Raw genomic sequence first — 25,262 nt, forward strand, 5'->3', positions numbered from 1 at the left:
TCTAAGCCTCCTTTTGATAATAGTGAGCTTGAGCACTAAACATTCTTCTATAAGGGCCCTCTAAAGACATCAATTGCTGATGGCTTCCATCTTGAACTATCTTACCCTTCTCCATAAAAACCACTCGATTACAGAATTGTGTTGAACTCAATCTATGAGAAATAAAAATTGATGTTTTATTCTTAGTTAGATTTCCATATTGCTCATATAAGTGTGCCTCTGCAATTGGATCAAGGGCTGCTGTTGGTTCATCAAGAATCAAAATTGGAGCATCCTTGTAAAGTGCCTTGGCTAACATGAGTTTTTGCTGCTGTCCACCTGAAAGACTAATCCCATTTTCATCAATATAGGTGGTTAAATTAGTTTCATATCCCTTTTCCAATTGTTGGATGGTATCTAGCAAACCAGCATCTGTAATTACTTTGGTCAATCGGTTCTTGTCAATTTTTTCAGGAACAAGGGATGTAATATTTTCTCCGATACTGTTTGCAAAGATTTCTACATCTTGAAAAACTAGACTTGTCGCTGAAAATACTTCTTTTGGATTGACTTGACTAATATCTACTCCATTAATAAGTATCCTCCCTTTTTGAGGACGATATAGACCACTTATCAATTTGATTAATGTTGTTTTCCCTGCTCCGTTAGCCCCTACAATTGCTAGTTTTTGCCCTTCTTCAATTATAAGATTCAAATCTTCAAAGATTTTTTCTTCACCATAAGCAAAGTCTACATCTTGCAATTCAACCCGATATCCATCTTGCTGAGGAATATGACATGGATAATCTTCTTCAGCTGGAACTTCCCTTTCAATATAGTTTCTGTAATTATCCGTAATGATATTATTCTGTAGCAATTCCACCGTCGACTGGAATATCTGATTAATGTAGCTACTGATGGTTGATATAATACCTAAGTATAAAACAAATTCACTGACACTTATTAACTTGTTAGATATCTGGTACAAGAGAAATCCATAGCAAATTACATCCCTTATTACACCCATGATTATTGAAACCACTGATGAATGTCTTTGATTATCATATCTCTTACATCTTATTTCATATATTTGACGATGTAAGCTTTCAAATTTACTCCTAAACCATTTTTGCATATTATATAACCTGACATCTTTGCCAAGCTTTGTATCCAAACATTTCTGCTCCGTATTAAATCTACGATAGAAAAGAGCTTTTTCATCATCTTGAATGGACATATCCCATTTATGATTCCTATAATCTCTGATTAGTCTAATAGAAGATGCTAACACCATTGTCACTGCTAACAAGGGATGAAGTTTAGCAGATATGACTGCAAAGATTATGACTAGAATAGTATTAACTATGACACTAAATAGATTGTTAGAGAATCCTTCTGGTCCAAAATCATTTCCTGATAATATAGCCTCCTTGGCTTTTTCAGTAGCAACTTTACCTTGATGGCTACTAATATACTCATAGGATAATTCCAATGATTTTCTCATGAAATATGGAGTCTCATTAATTCTCATAATGAATAGATCATTGGTCAGTTTACCCCCTAAGTAACCTCCAATAATGTTTAGCAAAATATATACTCCCATTATACTTAATATATATAGAATTGCTGTATATCCCCTTGTTTCCATTTCAAATACATAGACTACTAAACTAGGTATAGCAATGGAAAATAACGGGATCAATATCTTAAATAATAGTGTAATAGATGTAAATATGCCAACTCCCTTTCCAAATTCTCTTTTCCACATTTTCCAAACAAATCTTATATTTTTGCCCAATGTAGACATCTCATCACCTCCTATGTAAATATTAGCATAGAACATTATAGAAAAATAAAAACTAACGCCAATTGTTAGTTTTTATTCGTTAATTGATGGGTATAGTGATTTCACTGGCAAAAATTCCTGGTTCATTTTGTAAATTCAAATAACCATCATATTTATCAACTAATAAAGAAACCCTTTTAATCCCAAAACCGTGTTCTCCTCGTTTGGAAGAAATATAATTCCTTTGATTAAAATTTAATTCCTCTCTAGCACTATTTTGTATGGAGAGATAGAATTGTGACTTAATTATTTCAGAATATATTCTAATAAATCGTTTTCCTTCTGCTATCTCTCTACAAGCTTCAATAGAATTATCCAAAAGATTTCCCACTATAACACAAAGATCAATATCATTAATAGATAATTCTTCAGGTAATATTGCCTTACAATTAACTCTAATCTTATTTTGATTCATCATAGTAACTTTACTATTGAGAACAGCGTCCATCATTAGATTTCCAGATTTTATCATCATATCCACCGAATCAAGATCTGTTTGAAGCTGACTAAAATAGTCATCAAGGCTACTAAGCTCATTCATTGCTAAATATGCCTTCATTGTCTGAATATGATTATGATAATCGTGTCTCCATCCTCTCATCTGAAGGTACACATTCTTAATCTCCTGGTATTGCTCATTGATGAGATTTCTTTGAAATCTATCATAACTAAACTGAAATCTTTTTTCTAAGGAATTTCTACTTTGGTCCAAGATTATCATAATTAACATTGTAAGAAGATTTGATATTAATGAAGCAGGTAGAAGCAGAATTAGTACACTAATTATTCCCAAAAGAAAGGCTGATTTCAAGGTTATAGATAAAATTCCCCAGAGTAAAACCATAAGAAATACACCGTTAGAAAGCCATGATACTGGTAAAAAGGAAAAAGAAAAATACAAAATTCCTAAGGGCACAAACCATTTGATTTCTGTATGAAAGGAATTTTCATCGTAAAAAACCAAATATACAAATAAAATCAGTATTTGTATTAGCCTAGTTATCCATATATAAGGTATAAGGATACATGCTAACATCAACAATAGACCGATTAAATATTGTAGAAATCCTTTATCTAGTACAGTTTTGCTAAGAAAAAAATATAATAATCCACTTAATACAATAATTTCTATCAAGATAATTGTCCCGTTCATATATGCTTCCCTCTCTGATTTCTAAGAAAAGCTTGCATTAGAGGCTCCCATTGTCCTCTAGCAATTGACAATAGCTTTCCATCATCCATCTCACACTCTTTCTTCAATATCTTTCTAATCCGATTTAAATTAACCAAAGAACAACGATGAATTCTTTGGAATAAATCAGAGTCCAAAGTTTCTTCCCATTCATACATCTTTTGATTGGTTAAGTATGTAGCTTCTGTTGTGACAACTTCTGTTTTGTGGTCGCAACTTTCAATATAAAGAATCTTTGATGGACTTATGGCTTCAACGGCTTCTTGTGTTTTAATTAGGATATTCTTTTCTTGGAAGTTGACCTTTCTTTCGATTCGCTTCATCAATTCCTTAAGGTTGTTTAAATCAATAGGCTTTAATATATATCCAATGGCCTCTACTTCATAGCCTTGAAAAACATAATCTTTTTCACCTGTAATAAAGGCAATAGGAATATCTGGATTAGTTTCTCGAATTTTTGCAGCTAGTTGAACTCCATTCATCTTTGGCATTTCAATATCTAATAGCAATGCATCAAAGACTCTATCCTCCAATGAAAACAAAAAAGATTGAGAGTCTCCAAATATTTCATATTCATATTTCTTTTCTTCGTCAATATCCCGCAAACCCTCAGTAATAATTTTTTGATGGAGAATATTATCTTCTACAATTGCTATCTTCATATTTAAACTCCTTCCCAAGTATATTCTAAATACTTGTAGTAGACTTAGTTATTATTTATTATATCAATAACATTAGTATTTTTCATCTAAGAAGTACATTAAAAATGATTTAGATTCCTCCCTCCATAATAGCATAATATGGAATATCCTTCTATGTAATTCCCATTAAGCTAAATAAGACTTGCTATTGATTGTCTTTTTGAGGTATATTTATGACAGAAAATTAATACTAAATTAACTAAATATATAAATTATAGAGGTGAAACATGAGAACTTTATTAAAGAATGGCAAAATTTATATTGAAAAAAATACTTTTGTAGAAGCACTTCTTATTGAAGATGGAATAATAAAGAAATATGGGACTAATGAAGAACTATCTCTACTTGATGCTGATGAAATTGTTGACCTTGAAGGAAAAACTGTATTACCTGGTCTAAATGATAGTCATCTTCATTTGGCTGGCATTGGAAGTGCCATGTCATCCTGTAATTTGACTCCTGCCAGATCAATTGATGATCTAATTAGAATTGGAAGAGAATTCATTGAAGATAATCCAGGTTTAACAGCTATGTTTGGTGGAGGATGGAATCAAGACTACTTCACATCAGGTGAAAAGAGAATGCCAACTAGATTTGATCTAGATAAAATCTCTACTGAAATACCTATAGTTTTTTCTAGGGTATGTGGACATATGGCAACTGGTAACACAAAGGCTTTAGAGTTGTTGAAAATAGATGAGAATACCACTATTGATGGTGGAGAAATTGAGCTAGATACCAATGGCAAACCCACTGGCTTAGTCAATGAAAATGCAGTTGGATTTTTAAAGTCTGTTATTCCAAATAAAACTAAAAAAGACATAGAAGATGAATTTCTTAAAGCAGCTGACTATGCAATTAGCTTAGGTATAACATCTGTACAGTCATGTGATATAAGGAGTAAAGATCCTAGCTTAATGTTTGATTTAATCCGAGATATTTACAAAAATGAAAAAACCAAATTAAGATTTGGTCATCAGTTTAACTTCCAAGATATAAGTGGTTTAAGAGATTATCTTAATACTGAGTTTGTAACTGGTCAATATGATGAAAAATTCTTGTCCAAAGGAGCCCTAAAACTATTTATAGATGGTTCCCTTGGGGCAAGAACAGCATTAATGCTTAATGACTACAAAGATGCTCCCGGTACTAAAGGTGTTGAAGTCTTGACTCTTGAGCAATTAGATAATATCTGTAGCCTAGCCGCAGAAAATGGAATAAAGATTGTCACCCATGCAATTGGAGATGGGGCTATTGAAATGATAATAAATGCTTATGAGAAGCTTATGGTTAATGGTGAAAACCCTTTAAGACATGGAATAGTTCACTGCCAAATAACAAGCATGGAGCTACTGGAAAGAATAGCAAGATTAAATATCCCAGTAATGTATCAACCTATATTCCTAGACTATGATTTAAATATAGTAGAAGATAGAGTTGGAAAAGAACTAGCTTCGACCTCTTATGCTTTCAATACCCTATATAAATTAGGAACAGCAATAAGCTTGAGTACTGATGCACCTGTTGAGGACTGTAACCCATGGCATAATTTATACTGTGCTGTAACTAGAATGGGATTAGATGGTAAACCTGAAGGTGGATTCTATCCAAATGAAAAAATGGATTTACAAGATGCTATTGATTGCTACACCTATGGAAGTGCATATAATGAGTTTAAAGAAGATTTTAAAGGAAGATTAAAACCTGGCTTCGTTGCAGATTTAATAGTACTTGATAGGGATATATTTACTATAAACCCTGAAGAGATAAAAGATATAGTCGTAGAAAGAACTATGATTGATGGTGTTTTTATAGAGAGATAATATGAATGAAGAAATGCGACAGCGAGAACCGTCTCCGCTGTCGCATTTCAATCTATTTCTTAACTTATATATTGTTTTGCTTGTATATTGTACATATTGGCATATAGTCCATCTCGCTCAATTAATTCCTTGTGATTACCTTCCTCTAGAATCTCCCCTTTATCCAATACAATAATTCGATCAGCAATTCTCGTACTGGAAAGTCTATGGGATATAAAAATGGATGTCTTTCCATCTGTAAGTTTGATCAAATTCTCAAATACTTCTTCTTCACTTTTGGGGTCTAGGGCAGCAGTAGGCTCATCTAAAATAACAATACCTCCATCTCTAGCAAGGGCTCTCGAAATAGCAATTTTTTGTTCTTGTCCACCAGATAGAACTAATCCCTTATTATCAAAAGTCTTTGTCAAATAACTTTTAAGTCCTTTTGACTGATTATCTATCCATGATTTTATCCCTGTTTCCTCTAATTTCTCCCAAACCGTTTCAGTTTCTTTTACAGTGATTAATCTTTCTTCTTTTCCTAAAATGTTTTCATCAAGCTTAATTGGTAATAGTTTGAAATCTTGAAATACAATTGATAACTGTTTTTTATATTCTTCAATTGGCAAGTCATGAATATCTATTCCATTAATAAGTATTCTTCCTTTTTGTGGTTTGTATAATCTACATAGTAGCTTTATTATTGTAGTCTTACCAGCACCATTTTTACCAACAATGGCTAGGGTCTCTCCGGGATATATCTGAAAGTTTACATTCTTTAATATATCTTCCTCAGCAGTCGGATATTTAAAGGTAATATCTTCAAATGTTAGAGATACTGGCCTATCTATGGCGTTATTAAACTTTTCTCCTTCTTTACCTGTTTCTTCAATATTTAAAAATTCATAATATGGATCTAAATTAAAGCTTAGAGTAACTAAATTAGTATACGCCTGAATCAAGCTATTGAATGACCTACTTAATTGATTGCTGGCACTATAGAGCATAGTAAATGTACCTACCGTGATTCTAGCAGCAAATAAACTAAGTCCTAATATAATAAATGTAAGAGTTAATTGAATTTGTACAATAGATTGGGCTAATCCATTCCAAAGCCCGTGCTTTGTAAAGTATTCGTGATTAATACTGAGAATCTTATCCATTGTATCTTCTGCTTTTTTAATAAAAAATTTGTCACCTTTATATATCCTTAGATCCTTTGCAAAACGGAAATCGGTTGCTACTGAACAAAGATATCGAAAGGCTCGGTTTTCAGGAATCCCCCTCTTCGCATTATCTATATCTAGTTCTTTAATCTTACTAAAACAAGGAATTGTAATTATATTGCATAATAAAATAAGCAGTATCAGTCTCCAATCATTTTTTATCAATATACCTAATACAGTTATGATTGTAATTAATGATGCACCTAAGATGGAAATATTATCTGTAAAACCAATTATATTATAGGTTCCTTGCTTACCTCTTTCTAATAAATCTAAGTTGGATTTTTTCTCACTATCCTGCAAGTCTATATTTGTTGCTTTCATCCCTAATTTCTTAACTGAATCCAATGCTAAAGTATTATTATAAATATTTAAATGGTTTCTGCAAATAGAAATAACCAATTGAAACAGGAAGTTTCCTATAGCTAATCCTCCTATATATAATAACAAGATATTAATTCGTTTTGACTCCAACAGTTCATCTAAAATATATTTAGGCAATATAATGTTAATTAAAGGAGATAATCCCTGGAAAATTGCAAGTGTAAATATCAATGGTAACATGTATTTATAATCTCTAGACATTTCCTTGAGAAACTGTGGTAAAGATTTCAATTTAGTTTTCATATAGAACCTCCTTACCTTGTTCAGATTCTTTATAGTACTTTGCTTGAATATCAAATAAAGCTTTATACTCCCCTTCTAATTCCAGTAATTCATCATGAGTCCCTAATTCTATGATTTTACCATCCTTTAAGTAAGCTACCCTATCACAGAATTTTGTACTGGCTAATCTATGAGAGATATACAGACTAGTTTTCCCTTTGCTAAGTGAGTCATATTGTTGATACAATGCTGCTTCTGCCAAGGGATCCAATGCTGCAGTCGGCTCATCTAACATTAAAAATCTGCTGTTCTTATAAAGTGCTCTAGCCAAGTATAGCTTTTGCCTTTGACCTCCTGATATATCTAACCCCTCATCATCAAGGATTCTTAATAGAACTGTATCTATTCCCCTAGATAAACTAGCCATTGTTTGTTCAATTTCAGAATCATTGATTGCCTTATTAAGCCTGTCTTCATCAACTATTTCTTCCAAAGCAATATTGTCCTTAATAGAAAATGGAAACACCATAGCATCTTGGAAAACTACTCCAAGCATATCTCTGTAAATATCTTCTGGTATTTGGTTTATATCTATGCCATTTAGATAAATAGTTCCTGAAGTTGGTTTATAGAATTTACATAGTAGTTTGATTAATGTGCTCTTACCTGATCCATTTTCTCCAACAAGAGCCATCTTTTCCCCAGATTTTATCCTTAAACTTAAATTATCCAAGACATTTTTCTCTGCCTTTGGATATCTAAAACTAACATCAACAATATCTATTGTAACTGAATCACTACTTATTGCATTATCTATGTAGTTTATATCTACATTATCTTTTAATACTGATTTTTCTTCTTCCATTAGATTGATAAAATGAGAAAATCTATTGCTCTCTTTACGAATATCTGATACTTGCTTCATGGATTCTTGTAATATTACCACTAGAGAGATGGTTCCTGTGGTATAAAGAAAGAACTGTGAAGTATCAATTTGATTATTTAATAATAATCTAGAAATATAACTAAATAACACTACATCTCTTAAGATATTTAAAATAGCAACAGCTATATCCATTTGAATGTATTTCTTGCTTACTGATTGTGAAATAGTCATAAATTGGTTTATAAGTCTATTACAATAACTCTCAAGTACATCTATTAGGGAATAAATCCTAATATCCTTTCCATAGCTTGGATCAGTCATGATATTTGTAGTCTGATAGTATTGTCTTTGATAATCTCCCATTTGATCCCAAGTTGATTCCTCCAATGAAGCTGCCTTTGAATTGAAATAAAAGGAACCTAATACTAGTAAAAATAGTAATATCATAATCCATAAGGACAATCTAGACATTAATCCTAGGAAACCAATAGAAGCAAATATATTCCCAAATAGACTTAACATAATAAGGATTATTCCACCAGCTCCTTGCATAGGGCTTCTTACCGATATATCTCCTAGTTCAATCTTTGTCAATTGATCAGGATTAAGGGTATTTTCATAGGGCATAGTCAAAGAATATTTCATTAAATCACGAATCAAATTGTAGCGAACATTATTCATCCTCATTCTATAATTGCCCCTTAGATATGAAGTTCCCATAGAACATATAACTGCTAGTATCCCACCTACTATAACCCATCCTATCATCCTAGATGAATCTCCCATAGATATTAAGGATATGACCTTTGCTGGTACTACAACCCATATAAATGGATAGATTGAAGAAAGAAAAGTATAAATAATCATTATGGGTATCATAAAAAAATCATATTCCCTTATCTTTTTAAATAAAAAACTAATAGTTTTGAACATAAACAATCCCCCTTTCACCATTAGTATAACATAGTGGTAAGGGGGATTAGTTTCATATTTTTAGCGAAATTGACCTTCTAATTCTACATGTTAGCCATGTGTCTGGTCTTTATTTTGGAAAATAACTCTTCTAATTCTAATGCATCTTTATAAAATCTGTTTTTAATATATGCTTCTTTTAAAGAATCTTTATGAAAATTCATAAATCCATATCGACCTTCTTTTGAAAACCTATTCATTAAGGATTCCAATAATGGAATATATTCTTTTGACTTCTCTGGGTTTCCACCTACTTGTAATTTGGTTACTTCTAATATTTCAATCATCTCATCATAATAAAATTTACTGAATTTATCCCAAATTTCAGATTCATTGTTTTTTTCTTTATAGTCTTTAGCGTATTCTTCCATCTTATGTACCCATTGATTGGCTTCTTCTATATTACCGACTTTACTCTCTAGTACAGCCCATTTATGATAGGAGTTAAAATTAGCTTTGTAAGATTTATCTAGGTATTCCCTTGCCTTCTTATAATCTCCTAGAGATATATAAGTAGCCCCTATATTATAATACATAGATTCTAGTTCTTTGGTCCAATTAGTGTTTTTAAGAAGGTTCATGGACTTTTGATATTCCCCAATCATAGCTTCTTCCATATTATAGCAAGAATAAATTCCACCTAGTAGTAAATATACTTGAGACAATGCCCATGTATTTCCTTCATCTAAAGCAAAGTTAATAGCCATGGTAGATAAACTGTTGACTATACTATATTCCCCGAAGTTCCAGTATATCCACATAAGTTCCAAAGTGGAAAAACTATTCTGTAATATCCTATGTGCCTTTATTCTCTTTTCTAAAGTTGTTTTCCTGTCTTCATACCTATGGATTAAATAATACCAACCTAATTGCTCTTGGTTCATAAAATCTGTACATTGGTCAAGGATGTTTAATACATCTTTATCCTTATATTCCATAACTCTTATTATCATCCAATCTAAAGCCAAAGGACTATAATTCAATCTATCATTTTCCTGCTCTAATATATTTAGAGATTCATGTTCAAATTTATAAACTGTTTGATAGAAATACTGCTTTATATAATAGCTCATATTTTCAATAAATTCTTCATCATTCTCATAGTCAATGTCTAGTTCATTGTATAGATCTACAAGCATATCAGGGTCTACTTTCTGCTTGCCTCTTTCTATTTTAGATAGGGTACTTACACTGCATATTCTACCAACCACTTCCTTAAGCTCCTTACCTTGTCGCAGTCTTTCTATCCTAAGCATTTGTCCTTCCATGTTGATTTTATTTCTATCCAAAGTTATCACCACCTATATCGATTATACCAGCTAAACTATTACTGTCCATATACCCAATATCTGATGAAACTCAATTACAAATTGATAGGACATTATCTACTTCCCTTTAGTTGCTGATCTTTCTATATTTAATTCCTATTAATATACTTAACTAACTATTTTATAATATGTTCTTGCTGTCAAAGTATAAATAATTATATAGAAGAATGCAAATACAATTATAGTCAATCCAGTATACAAAGCATATAAGCTCACATTTGTAAGATAAAATATTGATAGCATCTCAGTAACCACTTTAAATGCAAATGCTACATGAATAACAGAAGTAACTAGGGGTAAGAAAAATACTGTAAGCACTTGGCTTCTTATTGATTGTTTTATTTCCTTACGACTCATACCTACCTTTTGCATGATCTCAAATCTATCCTTATCATCGAAACCTTCAGCAATTTGTTTATAATATATGATCAAGACAGTTGCCATTATGAATAATATTCCTATGAATATTCCAAGGAAAAATAGTCCTCCATAAAGTGTATAAAAAGTCTCTTTATCTGATTCTGCACTTTTTACACCAGCATCTATATTAGCTTTGTCTATAGAGCTTCTTATTGAAGCAGCTAATTCTATCTCAGAACTACTATCAGTCTCTACATCAAAACCATAATAGTAATTAAGTTCAGGTGCATCACTATCTCCTTCGAGATGACTATAAGTCTTATTTATAGTAGCTAAACTATCTACAACTATATAATGACTGTCAGAAAGATGTGCCATATCATCAGTAGCCATATTAAAGGAATCAAGCTTTTCCTTTATATTTAATTCAAAGCCATTTAGGTCCATTACATCTCCAGATATCTCCCCTTTAGCTGTATAAACCAATACTTCTCCTTCTTCTAAGGATACACCCTTCCCCTCTAATCTATTATAATCATCTTGAGTTAATAGGATTAATAATGATAAGTTTTTCATGGAAAAGGACTCTTTATCCTGTACCATAAAACTAGAACCCTTCTGATTTGTCATAAAACTAATAGAAGAAAATTTAGTTACATTTTCACTAGAAACATTGGCTTTCATTGTACTCTCTGCCACTAAATCATCTAGTTTCTCAACCACTTCCTCTGAATAACTTGCATTTATTTCAATATTCCTTGGATACCTGGTTCTAAGTAAATCATCTACTCCTACATATAAAGATACTGTTGTAGAAAGTGTGATAATAACAGCAGTAGATAAAATACAAATATTTGCAAGGCCTGCTGCATTCTGCTTCATACGATAAATCATACCTGAAACAGAAATAAAATGATTTGTTTGATAGTAATAGTTTTTATTCTTCCTAAGGGATTTTAATAAAGCAATACTCCCAGCCTTAAACAAAAAGTTAGTACCTATTATTACAAATATTACGGCAATAAAAAACTTATTTATTGCAGCTATTGGTGAGTCTGCCGTAAGAGCTAAATAATATCCAATCCCTAGACTTACAATCCCAATAATAGTAGAAAACCATTTGGTCTTTGGTTCCCTTTCTCCTACATTGCCACCCTTTAATAATTCAATAGGTTTAGACAAATGCACTTGCAATACATTGTAGATTAGATTGAATAAAAATATAGCACTAAATAGTATTATAGTAGCTACAAGAGCAATTAATGGGATTTCAAACCCAAATACCACATCGAACTTAATTAATTTAAGAAGCAGTAATGCTAGTAGTTTACTCAAAAGAATTCCACCTAAAATACCACTAATTAAACTAATTATAGAGATATAGAGGGTTTCATATAGCATGATTTTCCCAATATGTCTCTTCTCCATACCCAATATATTAAATAGTCCAAACTCTTTTTTTCTCTGCTTTATCAAAAAACTATTGGTATAATACAGAAAGAAAAAAGAGAATATGCCTACTATTATAGTTCCTAATAACATCATATATCTTAGGGTTCCACTATCACTTAAATATCCTAAGTCTTTTACAACCACTAAATAGCACATATTATAAAACATGATTATGGTGCCAATACAAGTTAGTAAATAAGGTATATAGGCTCTGGAGTTCTTTTTAATGTTATTAAGTGCAAGTTTAGGATAAAAAAATTTATTCATCTCTTGCACCGCCTGTAGCTATTAAAGTGAGGGTATCTGAAATCTTCTGATACATCTCTTCATTGCTTTGTGAAGCTTTGTAAAGTTGGTGAAAGGCCTCCCCATCCCTTATAAACAATACTCTCTTGGCATTAGAAGCAGCCTTGGTACTATGTGTTACCATGAGTATTGTCTGACCTTCATTGTTTATTTCTGAAAATATCTTTAATAGTCCTTCCGATGATCTAGAATCTAGGGCTCCAGTAGGTTCATCTGCCAGTATAATCTCAGGATCTGTAATTAAGGCTCTTGCTATGGCTGTTCTTTGCTTTTGCCCTCCTGATACTTCATATGGGAACTTACTTAAGATGTCCTCTATTTCCAATCTCTTTGCTATAGGTGCAAGCTTCTTACTCATCTCATCATGGCTTTCTCCTTTTAGCACAAGTGGTAAAAAGATATTATCCTCAATAGAAAAAGTATCTAATAAGTTAAAATCCTGAAAAACAAAACCAAGATTGTCTCGTCTAAATGAAGAAATCTCTTTTTCATTAATAGACAATATACTCTTAGAGTTTAAGAGTACATCTCCACTGCTTGGTTTATCTAAGGATGCAAGGATATTAAGCAATGTTGTCTTACCGGACCCAGATTCACCCATTATAGCTATATATTCTCCTTCCTCTACTGAAAATGAAACATTTGTAAGTGCTTGAACAGAAGCTCCGCCAAAATGTGTTGTATATACTTTCTTTAAGTTTTTAACTTCTAAAAGTGGCATATCAATTCCTCCTAAAATTATCTTCCTGTTCATTATACAAGAAGAGAAAATGCCATGCCATTTATTTGGCTTACATTTCCTCTTCTAAGCTTACATTTTAGTAAGCTTAATCCGAAACATCTAATTTTGCTGTGTCCAGTCCAATCATTACCTTAGTTCCTTTATCAATTTTTGATTCTATTTTAATTGTATGCGATAACTTATCCAAGATCCCCTTGCACAAAAATAAGCCAATTCCTGTTGATTTCTTATGAGACCTGCCATTAAATCCAGTAAATCCTCTTTCAAAAATAAGAGGTATATCCTCTTCTTTAATACCTATTCCAGCATCTTCTATCACCAATGTATTAGATAATGCTTCATCCATATAGATAGATATTTCACCTGAATTTGTATATTTAAGAGCATTTGACAAGATCTGTTCTATAACGAAAACAAGCCACTTTTCATCCGTAAGAACAAATCTATTTAAATCATCATAATTCAGCCTTATCTTTTTACGAATAAATATTTTCGAATACTTCCTAACGGCCTGCTTAACTATTCCATCAAGTGAATATTTCATTATTTGCAAGTCTGAACTCATATGCTCCATTCTTAGGTACTGGAGTACCATTTCAACATACTGTTCAATTTTAAAAAGTTCTTCCAGCAAATCAATTGATAGATTGGATTTATTAGACTGTAATAAGAGCCTCATTGCAGCAATTGGTGTCTTTATTTGATGTGCCCAGATTGTATAATAATCCACCATCTCATTTATTGCAATATCTTTTTCGTTTATGTTCCTCAGCCTATCTTCAGCAATAGCCTGGATTAATTCTTCATATTCTCTATCTATTAGATTCTTTGATTTAGGAAATAAAAAATTATTTACTTTAAAACTATTTTTTATTTCCTCTAATTTTATGTATTTCTTATAGAATTTTCTAAAATCATATAAAGCTATTAACAGTAGAAAAGCACTGACTAAAACAAGGGCATAAAGTACAGCTTCTAAGGGTAAGGAGTATAAAAAGAAGACTACTAGAAGGATACATATTGATATGATAAAAACTCCTAATGTCTTAATCTTTAGTTTTAAGTAATTCAATAGGACAAACATAATATCTTTCATATCATTCCACCATATAGCCTAAGCCTTTCTTAGTCTTTATAAATTCATCAAGCCCTAATTCATGTAACTTTTTTCTTAATCTATTGATATTTACTGTAAGAGTATTATCATCAACATAATTATCATCTTCCCATAACCTTTGCATGATTTCATCACGACTTACAACACTTCCTACATCATCCATTAGTAATTGCAATATCCTATATTCATTTTTGGTCAGATCTATTTTTTCATCCTTATAACTTAATGTTGTATCACTAAGATTTAGTAATACACCCTTATGTTCTAATATATTAACTTGTCCTTGAAATGAATAGGTTCGTCTAAGTATTGCCCCTACTTTGGCATTTAGAACATTCAAGTCAAATGGCTTTGAAATAAAATCATCGCCACCCATATTCATAGCCATAACTATACTCATATTATCACTTGCAGAAGAAATGAATATTATAGGCACTTTTGATAGCTTGCGAATTTCTGTACACCAATGGAACCCATTATAATAAGGCAACATAACATCTAGCAATATCAAATGAGGCTCAAAGGATATTACTTGGGTGGTTATATCTTTAAAATCCGTAAGATATATAATCTCATAATTCCACCTACTCAAATAATCATTCATAGACTTTGCTATACTAATGTCATCTTCAATAATCATTATTTTATACATAATTATCCCTTCCTATAATTCATATCAGTGTATTTGGATCATGCCCATAATTTTCCTATATTTATTATATCACAATAGAATATTATGTCCCTAGAGAAATGATGAAATAGTATGGGATTATGGGAACAAAACGAATTGTTTTTGATTCTTTAGTAGTTTCAAATATTTCCACAACTTTTAAATCCATTTTATCTGTATGAATCTTTTCAATTGTCCCTTTAGTTTTATTTCTATCTATGATTTAATAATTCCTTCTAATAAACATATTTTAATGTCTCCTTTAATAAATATATCTAAGTGTAGCAAATAAGTAGATATTGTTATTAAAGGAGGAATTATTGTGGATGAAGAGAAATATCAACATAAACATCCAAAGATGGAAAATCCCATGGATAAAAATGGATTAGGAGATCCTATTCCTAGTAGAAATCAAAATATAGGAGATACTCCTGAATTAAAAACAGCTACAGGCTCCCAAGTAACAGATAATCAAGATACCATGACTGCAGGAAAGCGAGGTCCTGTGGCCTTGCAAGATATATGGTTTTTGGAAAAAATGGCTCATTTTGATCGTGAAGTTATACCTGAGCGCAGAATGCATGCAAAAGGTTCAGGGGCCTTTGGGACATTTACTGTGACCCATGATATCACTAAGTACACTAAAGCTAGTATATTTTCAAAAATTGGTAAGCAAACTAAAATGTTAGCTCGCTTCTCAACAGTTGCTGGTGAAAGAGGGGCAGCTGATGCAGAAAGAGATATTCGTGGATTTGCTTTAAAATTTTATACTGATGAAGGTAACTGGGATATGGTAGGAAATAATACTCCAGTATTTTTCTTTCGAGATCCTTTAAAATTTATCGATTTAAATCATGCAATCAAGAGAGATCCTCGCACTAATATGCGGAGTCCAAATACCAATTGGGATTTTTGGACTTCCTTACCAGAAGCACTTTTACAAGTTACAATTATTATGGGAGATAGAGGTATTCCATCTTCCTATAGGCGTATGCATGGATTTGGTTCTCACGCATATAGCTTTATTAATGAAGAAAATAAACGAGTATGGGTTAAGTTTCATTTTAGGTCTCAACAAGGTATATTAAACCTAACAGATCAAGAGGCAAAAAAAGTAGTGGGAATGGATAGAGAATCTCACCAAAGAGACCTTTACCAAGCTATTGAACAAAGGATGTATCCTAAGTGGAAAATGTATATACAAATTATGACTGAAGAACAAGCTGATGCTATGAAAAATAATCCTTTTGATTTAACCAAAATGTGGCTTAAAAAAGATTTCCCCCTTATACCCGTAGGAGAGTTTGAATTAAATAAAAATCCAGATAACTATTTTGCTGAAATAGAACAAGCAGCTTTTACTCCTGCTAACATAGTTCCTGGAATTAGTTTTTCCCCTGATCGTATGTTACAAGGAAGATTGTTTTCTTATGGAGATGCACATAGATATCGTTTAGGTGTAAATCACCATCAAATACCTGTCAATATGCCTAAAGCAGTTGAAAATCCACATAGTTTTCATCGTGATGGTCGAATGCGTGTAGATGGAAATCTAGGTAGTGAACTAAATTATGAACCAAATAGTTACGGAAATTGGATAGATCAACCAGAAGATAATCTTCCAAGACAAGAAGGTGGAGATGTTTATAGATATGACTTCCGAAGAGATGATTCTGATTACTTCACCCAACCAGGACTTTTATTCCGAGCTATGACAGAAGATCAAAAGCAAGTTCTCTTCTATAATACTGCAAGAAATATGGGAGACTCTACTCTTCAAATAAAGCATAGACACATATATAATTGTTACCAAGCAGACCCTGATTATGGTAAAGGTGTAGCAGAGGCAATGAATATTTCAATTAATGATGTCGATTTAAACTTGCCTATAGGCGATTCCCGCGAAAATCAAAGAAAGGCTAATAACTTACATCCAGAACTAAATATACCTACTACACCAGTAGATCCTGAAAGAGAAATTGATACAAATACAGAACCCTATATAATACCTGAATTTGATCCTTGGCTTTTATAATAGTAGAACTCTCCCGAAACATTAATTTAATCTTCGATTGTAAACAAATGTTCTTTCTTGTTGAATCCATATCCGAACATATGTTATAATTTAGTTAGAGAAAACAAATTAATGTTCAGGGGAGGAATTTATGTGGATAAGAAAAGTTTAACTTTAGAAGCAAAGGGTCAACAAATATCAATCATAGCATCTGAAAACCATAATGATTATATTAGCTTGACAGACATAGCAAAATATAAAAACTCTGACAGAACTGATATTGTTGTTTTAAACTGGTTGAGGAATAGAAATACAATTGAATTCTTGGGTGTATGGGAGCAAATGTATAATATCAACTTTAATCCCATCGAATTCGATTGGATTAAAAGTCAAGCTGGTTTAAATTCATTTGTCCTTACTCCAAAACAATGGATTGAAGGTACAAGTGCAATTGGCATTATCTCTAAAGCTGGTAGATATGGTGGAACTTATGCACATAATTCAGTAAAAGAAGTCTTGGAACCACTCTTTGGTTCCAAGACTTCTTTTACTACGCCAACCCTGACAAATAGGGTCATCACTCCCACTCAATGATTTCAAAAATATTTCGATTTAAAATGTGTATTTTTCAATATTTATGGTTTTAATATTATTTGATTTATTGGTGTTTATTTTGGTTATTGGAATTTTTAGTACTAAAATAGTACTATTTTAGTACTTTTGAATAATATCTTTATATTCTATTGTTAGCTTATTATAATAGTTTATAATAATAAAATGAAAATGATTTATATTCATATTTATAATTAAGATTTACTCTTAATCACATCATTATTTTAAGCAATAGTCACCATGTATAGGAGTTCTATGTTCATTAGTCCATCCCTTCTTGTGATAACTACAATCTTTTGAAGGATGCTCATATGTGTTATCCTTACCGTAGCTATAAATTATCTTTCCTAATCTTGTGCTATCAGGGATATCATCATGCACATTACCTCTACAAGACCATGAATATTCTCCACCATGATGACTTGCTACTAAAATATCAATTCCCTTCAAATATTTATCCGGCATATAATCATATCTTTGATCACCAGAAACTAATATGTTAACTTCTTTATTCTCACTTGAATATAGTTTAAGTCTCATTGCCAAACCATTTTCATGCTTATGAGTAGGGATACGTTTACGATTATGCTTTGAATATTCATTAACAAAAACACATCCGAAACTTAACTGTATGGAAGAACTTATAATGCTAATACTACCACCACTAATTCTTATTTCCGCACATCTTTTTATAAACAACACCTCTCGGTCTTGATTAGGTATATACCAGTCACATTCAAAAGCTTTTGGAAATTCACATATGCCAAACCAATGATCTCTATGAATATGAGAAATTACGATAGATGGCTTCCGATTTACATCAACAGTCATAACCTTTGGTAAATTAAATCTATTCTTACCCTCACTTACACCAAAATCAAAGTATAAAAAGGGTTCATTGTCGATAGTAAGAGCTGTTGATAACCCTTGTCCAACATTATGGACAACAAAATTTATACCCTTTTTGTCCTCTCTATGTATATTATTTATTGATGAAGCAGGAATAATATAATAATTTATTGCATCTATAATAGTATTAAGTTTTTCTTCATTTACTATTTTAATACTTTTTATTCTAAACCCATCAATTAAATTATCATCATACCTCATAACAGTTCCATCTGGTGCTCTTAATCTATATACATCAGGAGCAACAAAAACACTTGTATATCTTTTATCCCTTTGATGATAACCCTTTATTAATACTAGCTTTGCATCTCTAATAGATTTGTACTTCTCTCGAATATTTTTCTCATTAATATATAAATCAAATATATCCATATAGAATGCTATAGAGAGCTTATTTATATCTAATTCATTATCAGAATGCTTCGGATATAAATCAAATTTACTATGATACTTTTTTATATAATTAACTGCTTGATCAGATAGTCGCTCCAATTCATTGAAATCTGTTGCATCAATAACCCCAAGGCTTATATTTTTCTCAGTTTCATCTCTATAAACAAAGGCGTAATACTCACTTTCCTTACGAACAAAAAAAGCTGTATTTTCTTGCCTTATTTCCTCCCAAATAGCATTCAACCCCTCACACCTACGAATTAAATATCTCCCAAACATACGAAGCTCTCTATTTCCCATATTTGAATAAAGTTTATACTCATAATAATCTTTTTCAACCCTGCAATCTTTGAGATTTTCCTCATAAAAACTTTTGATAGCTCCAATAATGTCTTCACTAAAGTCTAGTAAGTTAACCTCATTTCGTTTTTTTGTATTTTTTATATGATATCTATAGATAAATGCCATTAAGTTTTCCCCTCCTCTTATGTAACTTCTATGTTATTTCAAGATTACACTACAGAAAAACCACAACATCTAAATTTATCAATAAAAAACTCTTCATAGTTTTGTATTTTAGATTTATCAACAAAAACTGTAAGGTTTTTTCTAGCTCTAGAACAACCTACGTAGAAAAGTCTGTAAGCACTAAGCGTGCCATATGGGATAGTTTCTTTAAAACACTCCTTTGCATTTGTAACATTTTGCTTTACAAGATAGTTATTGTAAGGCTGACTACAAAGTCGGTTGAAAATTTCATTGCTTTTGAAATGTTCGAGCAGTTTATTACACATACCTACTAAATAAGCTTTATTTTTATCATGAGTATCCTTATTCATTTCACGTAGCTTAAATCCAAGATACTGAGTTACTTCATTGATACATTTTAAATACTCATAGTAAAACCGTTCTAATTCACCTAAAGAAAGATCCATATTACTCCAAAGCTCAAAAAACCTATACATATGAACCACAGGATTGCTTGTACTATCTTCTGCAATGAAGAAAACTGTATCATGACTTTCACCTTTAACACCATGTTGCGTAGATACATTTTGTGTTTTTAAAAAATTAACTACTGCTCTAAATTCGTTAATACCTACCCTTAAGACTGGTACATATTCTTCATTATATTTAAACTCATTAATGTAGTCGTTATTAAAAATTCCAGTCTGAAGCAAAGTATTAATTACCGAATCGATATCATGACGTTCTGTGGATTCAAGATATGCATTGACTATAACATCTAAAAGCCCTTTAATACGTGTCTTATCTTCATGTTTTGAAATTATGCAAATCTCTTTATCAAATAATTTAGCATTAGCTCTGAAAAGTTGAATGATACTGCCCAAGTTATTAGAAGCATAGTTATTAGAAATTTGATTTATAATAAATAAAAGCTTGAATAAAGGATCAGGATTTTCTGTTGTATCATCAGTCAACACATCAGTTGCTCCAGTTTGACTAACAAATGAGTATTTTTCCATATTCTTAACATTTCTATAAAGATTTCCCGCTCCAATTGTATCAAACTTCTTTTGATTTGGTAGAAAAAGAAGTAATGCCTCTGTATAGATTTCTTTCTCAATCTCAAGTCTTTCATTTATATTAGAGCAAATTAGAACTCGCGGTTGGTGGTCGGGCTCAATATCTGCATTCTTTTCCGAAGGTTGTTGCTTATAAGCGGAATCATTATATATGTTGTTAAGAATATCTATAATGATCGGAATTGATCTGTGATTAGTTGATAGAGATATATCATGATTAAGAGATGGTAATTCAGATTCAAAAGAACCATCGTAGTTTTTATAAATCTGCTGCATCTTGTCACCTAAAAAATAGAGCCTTGATGATGTTCCTCGAACCGCCTTATAAAAAGTCCTCAACACACTGGCGGATGAATCTTGGTATTCATCCACAAAAATAACCTGGTATTTTTGAGACAACCTTTTTCTGACAACTTGAAATCTCCTAAATACTTCTTCGGCGAAAGTAATCAGGTCGTCATGGGATAACCCGCCTTTATACAACGAATTGTACTGAGACTCATTATAGTATAATGTCTTTATATTCGCCTTCACAGTCTCATAGTTTAACGCTCCATGCTTTGTTGCATACCTCTCATTACTAGCAGTTATTCTAGAATCTTCATTCTCGTTTAAAATACGTTGACAGATTTTTTCACCATAAAGTTCAAAATACAGATCAAGGATCTGATTACTAGAGAAATATATACCAATAAAACTATGAATGAAGGAGTGGATTGTACTTATATGGATTTTTTCTGTATCTAACCCCTTTTTTAGTTCATCAGCTGCTCTGTTTGTATAAGTAATACAAAGAATATTATCAATTGGATTATGTATTGTATGATTAGTGATCATTTTCTTAATTGTAGTTGTTTTGCCACTACCTGCTGGTGCATTTACTAAGTGAATATTTTCTATTATTCCATCAGCCATATTAGTCCTCCCTTGATATAATCTGGAAGCATATCTTCCACTAGTTTGTTAAGGATAACAGAGTACATGAAATCAGTCTTGCTATTTGATGTATGAGCTACAATATCACGGATGCAGCACTCAGAATAATCTCTTGGAATAGTGTATTTAAGTTTGTCATTTGCTCGCAGTTCAATCCAATCAGATTTGGCCTTTTTGTCAAAAGACTTAATGCCATATTTCTTAGCAAGCATAGCCTCTTCAAGTGTTCTAGCAAAATTATCATTTTTACCCTGAAAAGCTACAAAAGCACAGCCATCAAATAGAATATTTTCTCTTGCTTCTTCCCAGTTGTATAGATTCTCCACTGTTGGATCAATACCTGGGTGAGAAATCTTATAAAAGCTGTTAAGGCTAGCATTAGTAGTCTTCGATGATTTAACGGCATCCTCAACAACTGCAGTCTTTTCATAATCAAGATCTGTTAGAATAAGCGTCTTCACTTTCAGAAACTCAATCAGTTCACGATAATTATGAGCATATGCACCACCAACCTGTACAAATGCAATATAAAGTTGGTTAAGTGCCTGATAGCAATCAAAAGTGCCCAACTTTCTGATTAGTAAGCGTTCTGTATCACCTTCATAGAGAATCACCCGATCAGCGAAAACAATATCTGAAAATCCAATTTCGTAGAACCAATCGTAAAAATCACTTAAAACATCATCCCCTTTAACTCGCTCTTTAAAAGCTGAGAAATCATAAACCTTGCTATCAAATGAACCACTTGGCCGTGCAACACGGAGATTCTTCATATCTGTTGCCCTGACCATCTCGCTTGAATGGGTCGTAATTATACCTTGAATCTTTTTTTGTTGATAGTATTTACGTAAATATTTCGCAAAAATGCTCTGCATCTGTGGATGCATATGTGACTCAGGTTCCTCAATAATAAATATATTTACCAATAATGGATTGATATTTCGCTTGTAAGTCTCAAGTTGCAGGAGAATATAGACCATATTACTATAACCTAAGCCCTGGGATGCCTCACTAAGAAGATACCCATCAAACTGGTACTTTGCATTGGTAATCTGGTTAATCAGTGTACTGATCGCTTCTTCTGAAATATCTAAGTCCAAAACCATTTCACCGCTGTTACCACCATTTGATTTAGATACTTCTTCAATAGCTTCACTCAGTCCCTCAATTGAAGCTTTACGTACAATCTTTGTAATATCTAAATCTTCAATTGGCTGTAATATCTTATCAGGGAGTTCGCCAATTAGAACTTTCCAGTCTTCATCATGGCAAGCTAAGTCAATCATGTTCTTGCTAAGATTTCTTGTTTTTCCAATACTCTGATCATCAAGTGGCCTTCCAGCATATATATTTTTAAAGTTAAACAATTTACGAAAATCCGATGGTTCTAAATTATGCGCATTCTCGTACGTACTATCCGTAAATAAACAGCTCTCAACAATACTTGTCGCATATGTACAAAGTATCTTTTCCTTTAATAACTCTATTTTATCAATTTCAGTATCTGGATTTGTAATTTTAGAATATCTACTTTTTAGTTTGTCGTAGTCTTTTTCTAGTGATACTTCAAGTGATTTAGCAGTAGGTTTAAATGTATATACAAAGTAGAACGATCTCTTTTCTGAATCAAAATCCATTATATAATCTGCAAAATTACGAATATCATCAGTGGTGGAATAATCAATACGAAATCTAACTTGAGTTGGTGGAACAAGCATTTCAGGTATACCAGACTCTTCTCCAGTTTGGAAAATCGCTTCAACTATTTCTGAGATAGTCTTTTCTTTATCAAGTTGCGCATCGAAATACCCACAAATAATCGGATAAATTTTATCACACCATGCCTTAGCTAATATAACTGGAATATCAGAAACTGAATAAGATACTCTATTGCTTCCAATAACACTGCAAAGCAAATCAATAAGTGATGTTTTTCCACTGTTATTTGCACCTGCTAACAATGTAACATCATTATCGAGAGTAAAAGTAGTATCTACATACTTTCTATAATTATGAATTGATATTTCTTTTAATATCATTTAATAATACCTCCTAGCCATATTTTATTTCATTTCATAAGTATAAACTGGAAATTATCTAATATTAGAAAGTTAAGTTTTGTAAATTTTTACCAATACTTGAATTATATCATAATATGCATTTTTTTGACATATTATAGCATTAAAAGCTTTTGCCTCAATCTATAGCTATTTCATCCAAAACATCCACATTCATATCATTGATTGCACGATCATTCTAGATAAGACAACATAAATGATGCTCGACACTCATTTCTATGCTTGATATTAATACACGAAAATCTTTATTTTAATTAAAAGGTTTATTAGTTTCCCAGAAAATTGAACATGTGGGAAATGTTCCATCTATAAAAGATATTATAAAATTTGGAAATTCTGAAATGCTTACACAATTATAGAGATAGTTAATCACTTCCAACAACATTACTAAAAAAATTAACATTTAAAAGTAACAGCACTTAAAAAAAGTCTTGGAACCTTTGCATTCAAAGGTTCCAAGACTTTTTGTTCCTACTCCAGTGCCGTAGGTTGCTGACCTCTAGCTCCTTTCAGTCGCTACAGGTCTAGCCAACCCTGACAGGGGTAACTCCAATAATTTTCTTTTCGCTGCACTCGAGAAAATTAGGAGTTACTCCCACTCAATTGTAGCTGGTGGTTTACTTGTTATATCATATACTACCCTATTTACTTCATTCACTTCATCTGTAATTCTTGTAGATATTTTTTCTAATAAATCTAGTGGTATTGGATACCATTTTGCTACCATTGCATCTTTAGTTGTTATGGCTCTAAGGCCTATTAGATGTTTGTAAGTTCTTTGTCCGTCTGTCATTCCTACTGATTGAATATTTGGTAGTACTGCAAAATATTGCCAGATTTCTTTGTCTAGACCCGCTTTTTTGATTTCATCTCTATAGATGTAGTCTGCTTCTCTAAGGATGTCTAATTTTTCCTTAGTTAGCTCTCCTAGACACCTGACTCCTAAACCAGGTCCTGGGAAAGGTTGTCTGCCTACTAATTCCTCCGAGATTCCTAGTGCTCTACCTACTTCCCTAACTCCATCTTTATAAAGGGTTTTCAATGGCTCTATAAGCTCAAAGTTTACATCCTCTGGCAATCCTCCAACATTATGATGGCTCTTTACAGCTAATTTACCATCCTTGTTTACAGATTCAATTATATCTGGATAAATTGTACCTTGGACTAAAAAATCTATTCCTTCAAGTTTAGATTGTTCCTCTTCAAATACTCTAATAAACTCTTCGCCTATGACTTTTCTCTTCTCTTCTGGATCAGTAACTCCCTTTAATTTCCCCAAAAATCTATCTTCGGCATCAACTACTATTAAATTCATATGGAATTCATCTCTAAAGAGCTTTTCCACTTCTATTCTTTCATTTTTTCTTAAAAGACCATGGTCTACAAATACACAAACTAAATTGTCTCCAATGGCCTTATGAACTAATACTGCTGCTACAGAAGAATCCACTCCACCTGACAAAGCACATAGAGCCTTTTTACTTCCTACTTTATTTTTTATCTCTTCAATCTGTTTGTTTATAAAATCCTGCATTATATCCCTCCTTAAAATTATTTAACGGGCGACCAAAGGTCGCCCTACTTT

General features: G+C 32.0%; 16 protein-coding genes and 1 pseudogene. 3 read left to right on the forward strand and 14 right to left on the reverse strand.

From position 1 onward, the window contains the following. Nucleotide 1 precedes the first annotated feature (1 nt). From RIN63_RS09415 to RIN63_RS09425, 3 genes are all read right to left on the reverse strand, one after another. A complete protein-coding gene (locus tag RIN63_RS09415; RefSeq protein WP_310444473.1) occupies nt 2-1,786 on the reverse strand; it encodes an ABC transporter ATP-binding protein in 1,785 nt (594 codons plus the stop codon). 79 nt (nt 1,787-1,865) lie between these two features. Beyond that, entirely contained in the window at nt 1,866-2,978 is a 1,113-nt protein-coding gene (locus RIN63_RS09420) for a GHKL domain-containing protein (RefSeq protein ID WP_310444474.1), read from the reverse strand. Beyond that, on the reverse strand, nt 2,975-3,679 hold the full coding sequence (locus RIN63_RS09425; RefSeq protein WP_310444475.1) for a LytTR family DNA-binding domain-containing protein: 705 nt from the start codon (nt 3,677-3,679) through the stop codon (nt 2,975-2,977). The genes RIN63_RS09420 and RIN63_RS09425 overlap by 4 nt, the downstream gene beginning before the upstream one ends. 266 nt (nt 3,680-3,945) lie before the next feature. Between RIN63_RS09425 and RIN63_RS09430 the strand changes: the two genes are divergently transcribed. Continuing rightward, entirely contained in the window at nt 3,946-5,541 is a 1,596-nt protein-coding gene (locus tag RIN63_RS09430) for an amidohydrolase (protein WP_310444476.1), read from the forward strand. 59 nt (nt 5,542-5,600) lie between these two features. On the opposite strand, the gene RIN63_RS09435 is transcribed toward RIN63_RS09430, so the two are convergent. From RIN63_RS09435 to RIN63_RS09465, 7 genes are all read right to left on the reverse strand, one after another. After that, the gene (locus tag RIN63_RS09435) at nt 5,601-7,376 is read right to left on the reverse strand and encodes an ABC transporter ATP-binding protein (protein ID WP_310444477.1); all 1,776 of its coding nucleotides are present in this window, start codon (nt 7,374-7,376) and stop codon (nt 5,601-5,603) included. Beyond that, nucleotides 7,366-9,174 carry an ABC transporter ATP-binding protein gene (locus RIN63_RS09440; protein ID WP_310444478.1) on the reverse strand — a complete coding sequence of 603 codons (1,809 nt, stop codon included), beginning with the start codon at nt 9,172-9,174 and terminating at the stop codon, nt 7,366-7,368. Before RIN63_RS09440 ends, RIN63_RS09435 begins: the two co-directional genes overlap by 11 nt. An 83-nt stretch (nt 9,175-9,257) precedes the next feature. Continuing rightward, nucleotides 9,258-10,502: a helix-turn-helix domain-containing protein gene (locus RIN63_RS09445; protein ID WP_310444479.1), complete on the reverse strand. Its 1,245-nt coding sequence runs from the start codon at nt 10,500-10,502 to the stop codon at nt 9,258-9,260. Between the two features lie 147 nt (nt 10,503-10,649). Next, complete coding sequence (locus tag RIN63_RS09450) at nt 10,650-12,620, reverse strand: FtsX-like permease family protein (RefSeq protein WP_310444480.1); 1,971 nt, start codon at nt 12,618-12,620, stop codon at nt 10,650-10,652. Beyond that, nucleotides 12,613-13,380: an ABC transporter ATP-binding protein gene (locus tag RIN63_RS09455; protein ID WP_310444481.1), complete on the reverse strand. Its 768-nt coding sequence runs from the start codon at nt 13,378-13,380 to the stop codon at nt 12,613-12,615. Before RIN63_RS09455 ends, RIN63_RS09450 begins: the two co-directional genes overlap by 8 nt. Nucleotides 13,381-13,486: 106 nt before the next feature. Then, nucleotides 13,487-14,497 carry a sensor histidine kinase gene (locus tag RIN63_RS09460; RefSeq protein WP_310444482.1) on the reverse strand — a complete coding sequence of 337 codons (1,011 nt, stop codon included), beginning with the start codon at nt 14,495-14,497 and terminating at the stop codon, nt 13,487-13,489. 1 nt (nt 14,498) lies between these two features. Continuing rightward, the gene (locus RIN63_RS09465) at nt 14,499-15,170 is read right to left on the reverse strand and encodes a response regulator transcription factor (protein ID WP_310444483.1); all 672 of its coding nucleotides are present in this window, start codon (nt 15,168-15,170) and stop codon (nt 14,499-14,501) included. Nucleotides 15,171-15,546: 376 nt separating this feature from the next. Between RIN63_RS09465 and RIN63_RS09470 the strand changes: the two genes are divergently transcribed. Next, nucleotides 15,547-17,223: a catalase gene (locus tag RIN63_RS09470; protein ID WP_399324736.1), complete on the forward strand. Its 1,677-nt coding sequence runs from the start codon at nt 15,547-15,549 to the stop codon at nt 17,221-17,223. A 132-nt stretch (nt 17,224-17,355) separates the two neighbouring features. Further along, nucleotides 17,356-17,796 carry a KilA-N domain-containing protein gene (locus tag RIN63_RS09475; protein WP_310444485.1) on the forward strand — a complete coding sequence of 147 codons (441 nt, stop codon included), beginning with the start codon at nt 17,356-17,358 and terminating at the stop codon, nt 17,794-17,796. Between the two features lie 237 nt (nt 17,797-18,033). Here RIN63_RS09475 and RIN63_RS09480 read toward each other — a convergent pair whose 3' ends face one another. The 4 genes and pseudogenes from RIN63_RS09480 to guaA form a co-directional block, all read right to left on the reverse strand. After that, complete coding sequence (locus tag RIN63_RS09480) at nt 18,034-19,584, reverse strand: MBL fold metallo-hydrolase (RefSeq protein ID WP_310444486.1); 1,551 nt, start codon at nt 19,582-19,584, stop codon at nt 18,034-18,036. Nucleotides 19,585-19,628: 44 nt separating this feature from the next. Further along, nucleotides 19,629-21,578 carry a UvrD-helicase domain-containing protein gene (locus tag RIN63_RS09485; protein ID WP_310444487.1) on the reverse strand — a complete coding sequence of 650 codons (1,950 nt, stop codon included), beginning with the start codon at nt 21,576-21,578 and terminating at the stop codon, nt 19,629-19,631. Next, on the reverse strand, nt 21,563-23,638 hold the full coding sequence (locus tag RIN63_RS09490) for an AAA family ATPase (protein WP_310444488.1): 2,076 nt from the start codon (nt 23,636-23,638) through the stop codon (nt 21,563-21,565). Before RIN63_RS09490 ends, RIN63_RS09485 begins: the two co-directional genes overlap by 16 nt. 628 nt (nt 23,639-24,266) lie before the next feature. Next, nucleotides 24,267-25,211 (reverse strand): annotated as a pseudogene (guaA, locus tag RIN63_RS09495) (glutamine-hydrolyzing GMP synthase); the annotation flags it as partial. Between the last annotated feature and the right edge of the window lie 51 nt (nt 25,212-25,262).

The sequence above is a fragment of the Tissierella sp. genome, from assembly GCF_031460495.1.
Taxonomy (GTDB): Bacteria; Bacillota; Clostridia; order Tissierellales; family Tissierellaceae; genus JAVKTS01.

Coding starts and splice junctions, on each gene's coding strand:
- RIN63_RS09415 (WP_310444473.1), bottom strand. CDS start 1,786: ATGTCTACATTGGGCAAAAATATAAGATTTGTTTGGAAAATGTGGAAA.
- RIN63_RS09435 (WP_310444477.1), bottom strand. CDS start 7,376: ATGAAAACTAAATTGAAATCTTTACCACAGTTTCTCAAGGAAATGTCT.
- RIN63_RS09430 (WP_310444476.1), top strand. CDS start 3,946: ATGAGAACTTTATTAAAGAATGGCAAAATTTATATTGAAAAAAATACT.
- RIN63_RS09455 (WP_310444481.1), bottom strand. CDS start 13,380: ATGCCACTTTTAGAAGTTAAAAACTTAAAGAAAGTATATACAACACAT.
- RIN63_RS09485 (WP_310444487.1), bottom strand. CDS start 21,578: ATGGCTGATGGAATAATAGAAAATATTCACTTAGTAAATGCACCAGCA.
- RIN63_RS09470 (WP_399324736.1), top strand. CDS start 15,547: ATGGAAAATCCCATGGATAAAAATGGATTAGGAGATCCTATTCCTAGT.
- RIN63_RS09425 (WP_310444475.1), bottom strand. CDS start 3,679: ATGAAGATAGCAATTGTAGAAGATAATATTCTCCATCAAAAAATTATT.
- RIN63_RS09440 (WP_310444478.1), bottom strand. CDS start 9,174: ATGTTCAAAACTATTAGTTTTTTATTTAAAAAGATAAGGGAATATGAT.
- RIN63_RS09460 (WP_310444482.1), bottom strand. CDS start 14,497: ATGAAAGATATTATGTTTGTCCTATTGAATTACTTAAAACTAAAGATT.
- RIN63_RS09490 (WP_310444488.1), bottom strand. CDS start 23,638: ATGATATTAAAAGAAATATCAATTCATAATTATAGAAAGTATGTAGAT.
- RIN63_RS09465 (WP_310444483.1), bottom strand. CDS start 15,170: ATGTATAAAATAATGATTATTGAAGATGACATTAGTATAGCAAAGTCT.
- RIN63_RS09450 (WP_310444480.1), bottom strand. CDS start 12,620: ATGAATAAATTTTTTTATCCTAAACTTGCACTTAATAACATTAAAAAG.
- RIN63_RS09420 (WP_310444474.1), bottom strand. CDS start 2,978: ATGAACGGGACAATTATCTTGATAGAAATTATTGTATTAAGTGGATTA.
- RIN63_RS09480 (WP_310444486.1), bottom strand. CDS start 19,584: ATGGCATTTATCTATAGATATCATATAAAAAATACAAAAAAACGAAAT.